The 12,986-nt window shown below is 65.5% G+C and carries 14 protein-coding genes; 9 read left to right on the top strand and 5 right to left on the bottom strand.

The features are described from left to right. Positions 1 to 61: 61 nt before the first annotated feature. Positions 62 to 1,060, bottom strand: coding sequence for a Flp pilus assembly protein CpaB (gene cpaB, locus A9D15_RS14795; RefSeq protein WP_066766361.1), 999 nt, complete (start codon positions 1,058 to 1,060; stop codon positions 62 to 64). 102 nt (positions 1,061 to 1,162) lie between these two features. After that, positions 1,163 to 1,678 carry an A24 family peptidase gene (locus tag A9D15_RS14790; protein ID WP_066766360.1) on the bottom strand — a complete coding sequence of 172 codons (516 nt, stop codon included), beginning with the start codon at positions 1,676 to 1,678 and terminating at the stop codon, positions 1,163 to 1,165. A 117-nt stretch (positions 1,679 to 1,795) separates the two neighbouring features. On the opposite strand from A9D15_RS14790, the gene A9D15_RS14785 reads away from it, so the two are divergent. From A9D15_RS14785 to A9D15_RS14775, 3 genes are all read left to right on the top strand, one after another. Beyond that, positions 1,796 to 2,779 carry an alpha/beta fold hydrolase gene (locus A9D15_RS14785; RefSeq protein ID WP_066766359.1) on the top strand — a complete coding sequence of 328 codons (984 nt, stop codon included), beginning with the start codon at positions 1,796 to 1,798 and terminating at the stop codon, positions 2,777 to 2,779. Next, a complete protein-coding gene (locus tag A9D15_RS14780; RefSeq protein ID WP_066766358.1) occupies positions 2,776 to 3,885 on the top strand; it encodes an NAD(P)/FAD-dependent oxidoreductase in 1,110 nt (369 codons plus the stop codon). The genes A9D15_RS14785 and A9D15_RS14780 overlap by 4 nt, the downstream gene beginning before the upstream one ends. A gap of 66 nt (positions 3,886 to 3,951) precedes the next feature. Then, a complete protein-coding gene (locus A9D15_RS14775; protein WP_066766357.1) occupies positions 3,952 to 4,134 on the top strand; it encodes a YegP family protein in 183 nt (60 codons plus the stop codon). A gap of 7 nt (positions 4,135 to 4,141) precedes the next feature. On the opposite strand, the gene rnhA is transcribed toward A9D15_RS14775, so the two are convergent. The 3 genes from rnhA to ispH are packed head-to-tail and all read right to left on the bottom strand — an operon-like array spanning position 4,142 to position 6,546. Continuing rightward, positions 4,142 to 4,582 (bottom strand): ribonuclease HI, encoded by a 441-nt coding sequence (gene rnhA, locus A9D15_RS14770; RefSeq protein WP_066766355.1) that lies wholly within the window; start codon positions 4,580 to 4,582, stop codon positions 4,142 to 4,144. Next, a complete protein-coding gene (gene thrB / locus A9D15_RS14765) occupies positions 4,579 to 5,562 on the bottom strand; it encodes a homoserine kinase (RefSeq protein ID WP_066766353.1) in 984 nt (327 codons plus the stop codon). Before thrB ends, rnhA begins: the two co-directional genes overlap by 4 nt. A 6-nt stretch (positions 5,563 to 5,568) precedes the next feature. Then, positions 5,569 to 6,546: a 4-hydroxy-3-methylbut-2-enyl diphosphate reductase gene (gene ispH / locus A9D15_RS14760; protein ID WP_066766351.1), complete on the bottom strand. Its 978-nt coding sequence runs from the start codon at positions 6,544 to 6,546 to the stop codon at positions 5,569 to 5,571. Between the two features lie 186 nt (positions 6,547 to 6,732). Between ispH and A9D15_RS14755 the strand changes: the two genes are divergently transcribed. From A9D15_RS14755 to scpB, 6 genes are all read left to right on the top strand, one after another. Next, positions 6,733 to 7,392: a hypothetical protein gene (locus A9D15_RS14755; RefSeq protein WP_066766349.1), complete on the top strand. Its 660-nt coding sequence runs from the start codon at positions 6,733 to 6,735 to the stop codon at positions 7,390 to 7,392. Positions 7,393 to 7,794: 402 nt separating this feature from the next. Beyond that, positions 7,795 to 9,510 (top strand): arginine--tRNA ligase, encoded by a 1,716-nt coding sequence (argS, locus tag A9D15_RS14750; protein ID WP_373283489.1) that lies wholly within the window; start codon positions 7,795 to 7,797, stop codon positions 9,508 to 9,510. A gap of 13 nt (positions 9,511 to 9,523) precedes the next feature. Next, on the top strand, positions 9,524 to 10,192 hold the full coding sequence (locus A9D15_RS14745) for an SPOR domain-containing protein (protein WP_066766347.1): 669 nt from the start codon (positions 9,524 to 9,526) through the stop codon (positions 10,190 to 10,192). A gap of 218 nt (positions 10,193 to 10,410) precedes the next feature. Beyond that, the gene (gene nagZ / locus A9D15_RS14740) at positions 10,411 to 11,439 is read left to right on the top strand and encodes a beta-N-acetylhexosaminidase (RefSeq protein ID WP_066766345.1); all 1,029 of its coding nucleotides are present in this window, start codon (positions 10,411 to 10,413) and stop codon (positions 11,437 to 11,439) included. Between the two features lie 16 nt (positions 11,440 to 11,455). Next, positions 11,456 to 12,313, top strand: a complete 858-nt coding sequence (locus A9D15_RS14735) for a segregation and condensation protein A (protein ID WP_066766343.1) — start codon at positions 11,456 to 11,458, stop codon at positions 12,311 to 12,313. Then, complete coding sequence (scpB, locus tag A9D15_RS14730; protein ID WP_082924518.1) at positions 12,310 to 12,972, top strand: SMC-Scp complex subunit ScpB; 663 nt, start codon at positions 12,310 to 12,312, stop codon at positions 12,970 to 12,972. Before A9D15_RS14735 ends, scpB begins: the two co-directional genes overlap by 4 nt. Positions 12,973 to 12,986: the final 14 nt, after the last annotated feature.

Raw genomic sequence — 12,986 nt, 5'->3', positions numbered from 1 at the left:
TGGTTCCCCCTTGGGAATGATTGCTCTTGATCATGGTCCGCTTGTCCTTCTCGGGTAGGGCTTAGCGGGCGACCGTGACGGCCTGGGTGGCGTTGCCGCGGCTGATCCGGACTACCGGACCGCTGGGCATGTTGCTCGGGCCGTCGGACTTCCCGCCGCCGATGGCGACAGGCGGAGCCTTCGAAACCGGGCCGTTGAAGCGCGACTGGAAGCGCGAGACGTCGCCGCCGGTCTGGTAGGTCGTGCGACCTTCCTGCGGCTTGTTCATGGCGAGGCGCAGGATTTCTTCCTCTTCCTCGGCCGTCGCGCCTTCGGGGACGACCACTTCGCCACGGGCGATGGCACGGTCGAGTTCGGCGCGGGTGTCGGCCAGCGGGCGCAGAGCGAGGCTCAGCGAACCCAGCTTCTGGGCGACGGCGATCTTTTCGGCGATGCGCGGGGTGGCTTCGATCGTGACGAGGCTGGTCTTCGTAACGGTCGTCTTGCCGTCAACGACATTGCTGTCGGTGCGCTGGTCGGTGGCAAGAACACGCAGGTTGCGCAGAACCGTTTCGGAGGCCGAGAAGCTTTCCTGGCCGCGGCCGCCGACGGCCTGGGTCAGGAGAAGGTCGACGCGGTCACCAGGGAAGATGAAGCCGGCAACGCCGGTCTTGGCCGACACCGGAATGGTGACGGCACGCATACCGGGGCCAAGCGCCGCTGCAAGGAAGCCGCGGTCACCGGGCATGACGAGCGCGCCCTGCGTAACGGGCTGGCCTGCCGTGATGGGGAAGCGCGAAACCGTGCCGAGCAGCTGGTTCATGTCGGCGCTGCCTTCGACGAAGTAGGCGTCCTGGACCATTTCCTTGGGCCACAGCTTGAACTGGAGCGCATCGGCCGTGATGATCGTGCCGATCGGAAGCTTGCGGGTCGCGACAAGCACGCGCGGGCCTTCCGGCTCGGCAGTGGCGGCGGCAACCTTCGGAGTGGCGCTGCCTGCGAACATGGATCGTGCCATCAGGGCGGTACCTACCGCCACGACGAGCGCGACAACCAGCAATATCATCTTCTTCTTGTCCATGGCTCAAGTCGCCCCTTCGTCATGTCCCTATGGATGGCCTTGCGATTCTTTCGGCTCACCCGCGTTGTCCCGCCAGACTCGCGGGCAATGGTTAAAATCAGGTCAAGACCACATCGAATTCGTGGCCAGCGTTTCCGAAGCCTGCGCGCCGTACTGAACGGCGAGCAGGGCAAGCATGCACAGCGCGACCGAGACTCCGTAGGGAATCTGCAGCTTTTCCGGTGCCTTACCTGCGCGCCGGGCCTTGCGATGACGCTTGATCATGAAGACGGTAAGCACGCCGTTCACGATGCAAATCATCAGCATCAGTACGAAAAATGCGGTCGGCGGCAGCCAGAGCGCGATCGCGGTGAGCAGCTTGACGTCGCCGCCGCCCATCTGGCCGAAACGGAACATCAGCGCGCCGAAGAAGAACATGCCGACCGCCAGCGCGATCTGCACCGCGACGCCGGGCCAGATCGACAGGCCCGATGCCCACCAGAACACGGGTGCGAAGGCCGCGACGGTAAACGTCAGACGGTTCGCGATCCGGCGAGATCGGATGTCGGTGAAAGCGGCATAGACCACTGCGATTGCCAATCCGGCGAGCAGTCCGTAAGTGACCAGTGCGGCGTCCATTGCGGGCCCTTCGCTGCGTTGAGAAATATTTACCTTGCTGAGGGCCGGTCTAGGCAGGATGGCTTACCAAACAGTAACCAAGCCGAAGGGTCTTGCGCCTGAGGTCGCCGCGCAGGGATGACCGGCACGCCTGTCGATCAGAGGTCTGCCCACCAGCTTCCGGGCGAAGCGCGCCGCGCCATTCCCGACGCCGCGACCGAATCGACATGGGAAGCGCCCGACGGCCATGTCCTGCGCCGGATCGACTGGCCTGCAGGCGGCGGGGGCAGGAATCGCGGATCGATGCTGTTCATGCCGGGCCGCGGCGACGCCTACGAGAAATACCTCGAGACGCTGCACCACTTCTATCTTCAGGGCTGGAAAGTCACCGCGCTCGACTGGCGCGGGCAGGCCGGGTCCGGGCGGCTGGGTTTCGACGAGACGACCGGCCATGTCGACGATTTTGCCCACTGGGTCGACGATCTCGCAGCCTTCTGGTCCGAGTGGGAGTGCGATCACGAAAAGCCGCGCGTCATCGTCGGGCACTCGATGGGCGGGCATCTTGTCCTGCGCACGCTGGCCGAGAAAAGAATTGACCCTGCCGCCGCCGTTCTGGTCGCGCCGATGCTGGGCTTTGCGGGCGTGCCGCTGCCCTATTGGCTGCTGCGCGCCTTCGGGCGGCTGCGCGCCAGCTTGGGCGATCCTCGCCGCCCGGCCTGGAAATGGAGCGAGAAGCCCGGCGCGCTTCCGGCGGGCAGGCAGCAGCTGCTGACCCATGACGACACGCGCTATGCCGACGAAAGCTGGTGGCGCGAAAAGCGGCCCGAGCTCGTTATGGGTCCGGCAAGCTGGGGCTGGCTGGAGCAGTCGGTGATCTCGATGCGCAAGGTCATGGCACCCGATGCGCTGGGACAAGTGAGGCTGCCGGTGCTGCTGCTTTCGACTTCTGCAGACCGGCTGGTGTCGCCCAGCGCGATTCGCAAGGCGGCGAAACTTCTGCCCGATGCCGAGCTTGTGGAGTTCGGCCCCGAATCGGCGCACGAGATCCTGCGCGAGGCCGATCCGGTGCGCGACAGGGCGCTCGATGCGATCACCCGCTTCTTTGACGAGAACGCCCGATGACCGTCTCGATGACCGCCAGGGCCGATATCGCCATCGTCGGCGCGGGGATGGCAGGAGCCAGCCTTGCCGCGATGGTCGCGCCCCACGCGCGGGTTGTCCTGCTGGAGGCAGAGGAACGCCCCGGGTACCATGCGACGGGCCGGTCGGCGGCGTTCTGGGAAGAGACCTATGGCGGCCCCGGCGTATTCCCGCTGACGATGGCTTCAGGGCCCTATCTGCGCGAACACGGTTTCCTGACGCGGCGCGGCGCGCTCAACATCGGCCGCGAGGATGATCGCCACAAGGTCGAGGCTTTCGTCCGCAACTTTGCCGATCTCGGTGCGGGTATCGAACTGCTCGAACGGGAAGCGATGGACGGGATGGTGCCCGGCCTTCTGCCTGGATGGACCTGTGCATCGTGGGAGCCCGATTGCTCAGACATCGACGTCGCGGGCCTGCACGCGCACTACCTTTCGCTGGCGGCGAAGGCAGGGGCTGAAGTCCTGACGCGGGCGGGCCTGCAATCGGCAGAGCGGGGGGAAGGACGCTGGACGCTTAACCTCGCGGACGGCAGCACGCTCGTCTGCGACACGCTAGTCAATGCCGCCGGTGCCTGGGCCGACGAGGTCGCGCAGATCGCCGGTGCCCGCCCGCTCGGCATCACGCCGCTGCGCCGCACGGTCGCGCAGCTTCGCACTTCGCCTGCCGTGCCTGCGGACATGCCGCTGGTGCTCGACATCAATGAGCAGTTCTATTTCAAGCCCGAAAGCGGCCGCATCTGGCTGACCCCTTATGACGAGACGCCGAGCGAGCCTTGTGACGCCGCGCCCGAAGAACTCGACGTCGCGATCGCGATCGACCGGATGGAACACGCGGTCGACTGGAAGGTCGAGGCGGTGGAGCGCAAGTGGGCAGGGCTGCGCAGTTTCGCGCCGGACCGGCTGCCGGTTTATGGTTTCGACACGGCGCGCGATAGCTTCTTCTGGTGCGCGGGGCAGGGCGGTTTTGGCATCCAGACCGCGCCTGCCGCAGCCGCGCTTGCCGCCTCGCTCTTGCTGGACCGTGCAGTCTCACCCATCGCCGACGGCATCGATCCTGCGGCTTATGCGCCCGAAAGGTTCGACTAAGCTACGGGGTTGCGCCCTTTTGGCGGCGCGTTAGGTTCGGTGCTCGCACAACAAGGGAGGCCGCACATGGCGCATCGTTTCGAGATTCGTAAGAACAAGAAGGGCGAGTTTGTCGCCTATTTCGTCTACAACAGCGAGACCATGTTCTGGACCGAGGGTTATTCCTCGAAGGCCAGCGCCAAGAACGCGATCGAATCGATCCTCAAAAACGGTCCTAACGCCGAAGTCGTCGATACTACCGTCGAATAAGCGAGTTTCAGGACGCGCTTGCCAGCAGGGCCTGCTCGCTGGCGAGTGCGTCCACACGCTCGTTCTCGGGGTGACCGGCATGGCCCTTCACCCAGTGCCAGCGGATCGTGTGCGGGGCCGATGCTTCCAGCAGGTCGCGCCACAGGTCGTCGTTGATGACGGGCTTCTTCGCGGCCGTTTTCCAGCCGCGCCTGATCCAGCTGTGTACCCAGTTGGTAATTCCGTCGATCACGTACTTGCTGTCGGTGAACAGGTCGATCTCGCACGGACGCTTCAGCGCGCGCAGCGCCTCGATCACGGCCATCAGTTCCATACGGTTGTTGGTCGTGTGCTTTTCGCGCCCCGAAATCTCGCGCTCGGTCTGGCCCATGCGCAGCAACGCGCCCCAGCCGCCGGGGCCGGGATTCCCCTTGCAGGCCCCGTCAGTGTAGATTTCGATGCGGGTCACGCGAACGCCCCTGCACCCTCGCGCTGGTAGAAGTCGTAGCGGCGCTTGAACGCCAGCGGGTCCTTCTTCGTCACCAGCGCGCCGGCGGGCGTGAACAGCCAGTCGTAGGCGCGGGTCAAAAGGAAGCGCAGCGATGCGCCTTCGGACATGATGGGAAGGGCGGCGCGTTCCTCGGACGAAAGCGGGCGGACCGCTTCGTAGCCGCGCAGGATGGCATCGCCCACGGCGCGGTCGTGCCGCTTGCCGTCACCCGAAAAGCTCCACGCCGCGTGGGTCACGGCGACGTCGTAGACCATCGGCCCGGTGCAGGCGAAATAGAAGTCGATGAGGCCCGAAACGCTGTCGCCAACAAGTAGGACGTTGTCGGGGAACAGGTCGGCATGGATCACCGATTGCGGCAGGCCGCGCGGCCATCGGGCGATCACGTCCTCGACCGCTGTGGGCACGACTTCCAGCGCGCTATCGATCTCGCCCCAGCGGCCTTCGCAATCGGCGACGAACCCGCGCCATGCGGCATGGCCCATCGTGTTCTTGCGCTGCGCCGGATAGTCCAGCGCGGCAAGATGAATGCCCGCCAGCGCGCGGCCCACGGCCTCGGCCTGCCCTGGGGTCGGGTTGTCGGCGGACACGCCGGGCAGGAATTCGATCAGGGCGAGATGCTTGGTCTCGCCGTCATCGGTAACGAATTCGCGGAACGGGGCGCCGTCCACGTCGTGGATCGTGCGCGGCACCGGACAGCCCGCGGCGGAAAGATGGTCGAGCAGGTTGAGGAAGAAGGGCAGTTCCTCAACCTCGGTCCGCTCTTCATAGACGGTGAGGATGAAGCGCGCGCCGCCCCCGCTCTTGCCTGTGGTCTCGATGATCCAGTTGCTGTTGGAAACGCCCTCGGCAATGCCCTTGGCACTGGTCAGCGTGCCGACGTCGAAGCGCGCGATCAGCGCATCCATCGCCTCGGCCCCGATGCGGGTATAGACGGCCACCTGTGATCAGTCCTGCAGCTGGCGGGGCAGCTTGAACGTGATCCTCTCCTGCGCAGTGCGGACCACTTCCTCGGTCAGCGGACGCATCGAGGCGAGCCTGTCGACCACTTCGCGGACCAGCACTTCGGGGGCGGATGCCCCTGCGGTAAGACCGATGGTGTCTACCCCGTCGAGCCATGCCGGATCAATTTCCGACCCGCGCTGGACCAGTTTCGCCACACAGCCCATGCGCTCCGCCACTTCGACCAGCCGCAGCGAGTTCGAGGAATTGGGCGCGCCGATGACGAGCAGCAGCTGGCACTCGCCCGCGATTGCCTTGACCGCGGCCTGCCGGTTACTGGTGGCGTAGCAGATGTCCTCTGCCTTGGGCGCTACGATGTCAGGGAAACGCTGTGTCAACGCCTCGATGATCTGCGTGGTGTCGTCGACCGAGAGCGTGGTCTGCGAAAGGTAGGCAAGGCCGGTGCCTTCGGGGAAGTCCAGCCTCGCCACGTCCTCGACCGTTTCGACCAGCGTCATGCGGCCTTCGGGCACCTGTCCGAAAGTGCCGATGACCTCGGGGTGGCCCTTGTGGCCGATGAACAGGATGTGGCGATTATGCTCCACCTGCCGTTCGGCCTGGCGGTGGACCTTGCTGACCAGCGGGCAGGTCGCATCCAGATAGTCGAGGCCGCGTTCCTCGGCATTTGCCGGGACCGATTTCGGCACGCCGTGCGCGGAAAAGACGACGGGAACGCCATCGGGCACTTCGTCCAGTTCCTCGACGAAGACCGCACCCTTGGCCTTCAGCGAATCGACGACGAAGCGGTTGTGGACGATCTCGTGCCGGACGTAGACCGGCGCACCATAGCGATCGAGCGCCCTTTCCACGATCTCGATGGCGCGGTCGACCCCGGCGCAGAAGCCGCGCGGGGCAGCGATCAGCAGGCGCAGCGGCTTGTCGCTGGCAGGCGGGGCGGACTGGATCACGGTTCGGTTCGGCATTGCGAGCCCCTTTAGCTCCCGACGGGCGGCAAGGTAAAGCGCGCAAGGCTATTTCGGTGGCGCCGTAAATGCTGGAGAAAGGTTCGCGGCTTCAATCGTGGCCAGATTGCCGCAGCGCATTGCCCAACCGGCTCGTGCGGGCTAGGGCTGGCGCGCGATTTGCACAACGATGGGTTCTTGCCGACGATGACTTTCCGTATCCGCCCCGCCGCCGCGATCACGCTGGCCCTTGCTGCCGCCTCGCTGGGGGCCTGCAAGTCGGAAGGCGACATCGTCGTCAACCAGGGCGTTGGCATCACCGCGATCCGCTCGCTCTGCCCCGCGGTCGGCGTGCCCGACTACCTTGGCGATGTGACCACGTTCACGCAGGCAGGCGCGAAGACGCAATCCGCGCTCGACGTGACGGCGGTCATCACCAACGTACGCCCCGCGTGCGACGAAAGCGGCGCGAAAGTCTATTCCGAAGCGACTTTCGACGTCCTCGGCACCCGCCGCGATGCGGGCGCTGCGCGTAGCGTGGAACTGCCCTATTTCGTCACCGTCCTGCAGGGCGGCACCGCCGTCGTTACCAAGCGCGTCGGCACCGTCCGTCTCGACTTTGCCGCCGGTGAAACCCGCGCTTCGACCACGGCCCGCGCTGGTGCCTATGTCGATGCGGCTGCTGCGACGCTTCCCGCCGACGTGCGCGAACGCATCACGCGCAAGCGCAAGGCAGGCGACATCGACGCAGCGCTCGACCCGCTGGCCGATCCCGAAGTGAAAGCGGCGATCGCCCGCTCTACTTTCGAGATGCTGATCGGCTTCCAGCTGACGCAGGACCAGCTGGCGTATAACGCGACGCGTTGATTTTTTAGTCCCTCGAACGCCGGCGGGGGATTATTTGTTTAGCCTCAAGCGCCGGCGGGGCCATCCGGCCCCTTGGCTGGCCTCGCATAAGCTCGAGCGCGCGTTCGCGCTTGCCGGTGTCGCTTCGCGCCCGGAAAGGCACAAGCCATCAAAAAGAGACCTGGGGCGCGTCAGCGACTCCCGCAAGGCCGAACGGCCGCCGCCGCTTATGCGGCGAAGCCAAGGGGTGCGGATGCACCCCGCCCGGCGTCTGAGGGGCTAAAACAAAAACCGCGGAGCCACAGCTCTGGCATTCGGACACCCCCAACAAACAATCCCACCTTCCACTTGGCCCCGTGTTCGGCTAGGCGCGCGGCCATGACCGAAATCGTTAAGTCCGAGACCAAGACCATCCACGGCGCGATGACGCGTGCCGTCGACAGCGCGCTCGATGCGCTCGTTTCCGCTGGCACGCTGCCGGACGGTATCAATCGCGCCAACGTCGCGGTCGAACCGCCGCGCGATCCTTCGCATGGCGATCTTGCGACGAACGCGGCGATGGTTCTTGCCAAGCCTGCAAAGACCAATCCGCGCGCCCTTGCCGAAGCGCTTGTGGCCGAGCTTTCGGCGCACCCGGCGGTTAGCGAGGCGACGATTGCCGGCCCCGGCTTCATCAACATGCGGCTGGCGGACGGTGCATGGCGCGATGAACTTGCTGCCATTGCAGAACTTGGCGATGCCTATGGCCGCAGCGCGATGGGTGCGGGCCAGACGGTCAACGTCGAATATGTCTCGGCCAACCCGACCGGCCCGATGCACATGGGCCACTGCCGCGGCGCGGTCGTCGGGGATGCGCTGGCGGGCCTCTTGGAGTTCGCAGGGTTCGCGGTCGTCAAGGAATACTACGTCAACGACGCAGGCGCGCAAGTCCAGACGCTCGCCCGCTCGGTCCACTTGCGTTACCGCGAGGCGCTGGGCGAAACGGTCGAGATTCCCGAAGGCTTCTATCCCGGCGACTACCTGATCCCGATCGGCAAGGCGCTGGCCGAGGAATTCGGCGATGCCTACGTCGGCAAGCCCGAGAGCGAATGGCTCGCGCTGTTCCGCACCAAGGCGGTTGCCGCGATGATGGACATGATCCGCGACGACCTTGCCACGCTCGGCATCCGTCACGACCTGTTTTCGTCCGAGGCGGAGCTTCAGGCCGCGGGCAAGCCCGAGGCGGCAGAGGCGTTCCTGCGCGAGAAGGGTCTTGTTTATGACGGCCTTCTCGAAGCCCCCAAGGGCAAGACGCCGGAGGACTGGGAGCCGGTCGAACTGCCGCTGTTCCGTTCCACGCAGTTTGGTGACGATCAGGACCGCCCGATCAAGAAGTCAGACGGCAGCTGGACCTATTTCGGTGCCGACCTCGCCTATCACTATCAGAAGGCGCAAGGGGCAGACGCACTGATCGACATCTGGGGTGCGGACCATGCCGGCACGGTCAAGCGCATCAAGGCCGCCGTCGCCGCCCTGACCGAGGGCGATGAGGGCGGGGCCAAGCCCTTCGATGTGAAGCTGGTGCAGATGGTGCAACTGCTGCGCGATGGCGAACCGGCGAAAATGTCCAAGCGTTCGGGCAACTTCATCACGATCGCCGACATGGTCGAGGAAGTGGGCAAGGACGTCGTGCGCTTCACGATGCTGACCCGCAAGCCCGAGGCGCAGATGGACTTCGACTTCGTGAAAGTCGTCGAAGCGTCGAAGGACAATCCGGTCTTCTACGTGCAGTACGCCCACGCACGCATCTGTTCGACCCTGAAGAAGGGCGCTGACGCGGGCTTTACGCCGAGCGCCGAACATCTGGGTCTGCTGGGCGAAGAAGAGATGGATCTCGTCAAGGTCGCGGCCCAGTTTCCGCGCCAGGTCGAGGCCGCGGCGCGGGCCCGCGAACCGCACCGCATTGCCTTTTTCCTCGGCGATCTGGCGGCAGCTTTCCACGCCTACTGGAACATCGGCAACGACCGTCTCGACAAGCGTTTCGTCGTGGCCGACAATGCCGACCTTTCCGGCGCAAGGCTCTATCTGGCCGAACGTATCGGACAGGTGATCCGCAACGGTCTCGCCATCCTTGGTGTCGAGGCTGCGGAGCAGCTTTAAAGGGATCGCGCACGTGAACAGCCAGGCAGGAGAAGCGGACGGCCGCCTCGCTTTGGAGGAGCCGGAAATGCGCCTGCCGTGGCTCGAATCGGCGGACGAGGATCTGGACGAGGGGCTTGACTGGTCCCGCATCGGCAAGTTCGCCGCCGTGGTCGCGCTTTTGCTGGTCATGGCCGCGATGGCTATCTTCGTCGGGCGCGAATACCTGAACCGACCTCCCGAAGGCGACGGCTCGCTGATCGAGGCACCGGACGAACCTTACAAGGTGCGCCCCGCCGATCCGGGCGGCACCAAGGTCGCGGGTACGGGCGATACCTCGTACAAGGTGGGCGAAGGCGTCGACAACGAGGCAAGCCTGGCCCAGCCCAAGCCGACCGCCACACCCGAACCGACGCCCACCGCATCGGCCACGCCGACGCCCACCGCGACGCCCGAGCCGCCGCTGACAGGCGTTGCCGTACAGGTCGGCGCTTATTCGACCGAAGCGGACGCGCGCAAAGGTTGGGACCTCATCCGTCAGCGTTACGAGCCGCTGAAGAACTATGACCGCCGCATCGTGCAGGGCCGCGCCGACATCGGGACGGTCTATCGCCTGCAGGCGGTTGCGCCGAACACGGCAGGGGCGTTCGCACTGTGTGACGACATGCGCCGCAATGGCATCGAGTGCCAAGTGAAGCGCTGACCTGCGGGGATTTTGCCTTGGGCGGCCTGCAAGTGGCGATTTTCCGCACTTCCGGTGCTCACGTACGGCAAGTACGCTGCGCTCTAATTCACGGAAACTCACCATCCTCGACCCACCCGGAGCAAATTCGTCTGAGTTGAGACTAGCGCTTTGAATCGGGGCATGATGGCGCTCTGCCCCTTGCGCTTGGCGACTGGTTGGCCAAACCTTGCGAATCTATGACGCCATCGATTTTCGGCATGTCCGGCCTGAGCCTGACCGACGCGGAGCGCGCTTTCTTTTGCGCCAGCGATCCGGCGGGGTACATACTGTTCGGCCGCAACTGCGAGAGCGCTGCGCAGATGCGCGCGCTGACCGACGAACTGCGCGCGTTGCACGGGCGCGATGACCTGCTGATCCTGATCGATCAGGAAGGCGGCCGCGTCACGCGCATGAAGCCGCCCGTCTGGCCAAAATACCCGCCGCAGGGCGTGTTCGACCGGCTTTACGACGTCGCCCCGATCTCGGCGATGGAGGCGGTGCGCTGCAACGCCCGCGCCATCGGGCTAGATCTTGCCGAGGCGGGCGTGTCCTCCGACGCACTTCCGCTGCTCGACGTGCGGCAGGAAGGGGCGCACGACGTCATCGGCGACCGTGCCTATGGCCACGAACCCTCGCGCGTCGCGGCATTGGGGCGTTCATGCCTTCAGGGGCTAGCAGATGCGGGCGTTGTCGGCATCGTCAAGCACATGCCCGGCCATGGCCGGGCGCTGTGCGACAGCCACAAGGACCTGCCGAGGGTTTGCGCGTGCGAGGAAGAACTCGCCACCGATCTCGCCCCGTTCGAGACCCTGAGGAATGCGCCCATGGCGATGAGCGCGCATGTCGTGTTCGAGGCATGGGATCCGGCACACCCCGCCACCCAATCGCCCACCGTGATCGAGGACATCATTCGCGGGCGCATCGGGTTCGATGGCCTGCTGATGACCGACGATATCGACATGGAAGCGCTTTCGGGCACGATTCCGGAACGTTCGGCCGCCGCCATCGCCGCGGGCTGCGATGTCGTGCTCAATTGCTGGGCGAAGATGGACGACATGGAAGGCATCGCCGAAGTGCTGCCCGAAATGACCGCGAAAGCACGTGAAAGGCTGGACACCGCAATGGCAGGGGCGAACGTTGCCTGCCCCTTCGAACGCGCGGAAGAGCGCGAGGCGGTTATCGCCAAGCGTGACGAGCTTCTGGCCGCGGCGGGCGTGACTGCATGACGGGGCCGATTGCGTGATGGCCGGGGGCGGGGACGACGGCGCGACAGGGGCGCCGGACGACGTGCCCGACCTGCCGCCCGCGACCCTGCCGTTCGACGAGGAGGCATGGGAAGCCCACGTCGAGGATGCGCGCGACGATCCGGCCAAGCTCTACATCGACGTCGACGGCTACGAAGGTCCGCTCGACATCCTGCTCGACCTTGCGCGGCGGCAGAAGGTGGACCTTCGCAAGATCTCGATCCTCGAACTGGTCGACCAGTATCTCGAATTCATCGACCGCGCGGGCGAGATGAAGCTGGAACTGGCCGCCGACTATCTCGTCATGGCGGCATGGCTGGCCTATCTCAAATCCGCGCTGCTACTGCCCAAGGAAGAGCAGGAAGACCCGAGCCCTGAGGAGCTGGCCCTGCGCCTGCAACTGCGCCTGCAACGGCTGGCCGCAATGCGCGAGGCTGCGGCGCGGCTCATGGCGCGCGACAGGCTGGGACGCGATGTCTTCGTGCGCGGCGCACCGGAAGGCCTGCGCGTGCTGAAGAAGCGCGCGTGGGAGTGCGAGTGGTTCGACCTTGTCCAGGCCTATGGACAGGTGAAGGCTCGCACTGCGCCGGTTGTCCACATGGTGCGCGAGCGTATGGTGATGACGCTGGAAAGTGCGCTGTCGCGCGTGTCATCCATGCTGGGCGTCGCGATCGACTGGATGGAGCTGAGGCAGTTCCTGCCGCCCCACGCCGATCCGAAGCTGAAGAAGTCGGCGCTCGCCTCAAGTTTCGTGGCGGCGCTCGAACTGGCCAAGCAGGGAAAGGCCGAACTGGCTCAGGAAGAGACATTCGGCCCGCTGCGCCTGCGTTCGATGAAACGGGGGGAGGGTGAATGAGCGCGCCCGACGACCTCACCCGCGCCGTGGAAGCGGTTCTGTTCGCAGCCGAAAATCCGATGACCCGAGACGAGATTTCGGAGCATCTCGGCGGCGCGGACGTGCGCGATGCGCTTGCTGACCTTTCCGAACATTACGACGGGCGCGGCGTGAACCTCGTGAAGCGGGGGAAGCTCTGGCATTTCCAGACCGCGCCCGACATGGCGAACCTTTTGCGGCGCGAGCGCGAGGAAGTGCGCCGCCTGTCGCGCGCCGCGACCGAGTGTCTTGCCATCATCGCCTATCACGAACCTGTCAGCCGCGCGGAGATCGAATCGATTCGCGGAGTGCAGACCGCCAAGGGCACGCTCGACGTGCTGATGGAAGCGGGTTGGGTCCGCGCCGCGGGGCGCCGCGAAGTGCCCGGAAGGCCGGTGATCTACGCGACCACTGCCGACTTCCTGTCGCACTTCGGTCTTGAAAGCCGCCGCGACCTGCCCGGCCTTGCCGAACTGCGCGCAGCGGGCCTTCTGGAACCGGTGGAGGAGGCGATGGAGCGCGAGCTTGACAGCCGTGCGACAGAAAATGCTGCCGATAGCGGCGATGCAGGCGAGCATACCGAGGAAGAAGCGACAGACGACGACGTACGATCACTGGATATGGGCGACGAAAGCGCCTAGAGAGGGGCTGACCT

Origin of the sequence: Croceicoccus pelagius, assembly GCF_001661915.1 — a bacterium.
Classification (GTDB): domain Bacteria; phylum Pseudomonadota; class Alphaproteobacteria; order Sphingomonadales; family Sphingomonadaceae; genus Croceicoccus; species Croceicoccus pelagius.
Note: the sequence above shows the minus strand (reverse complement) of the source record. Positions and strands in the feature narration are given on the sequence as shown.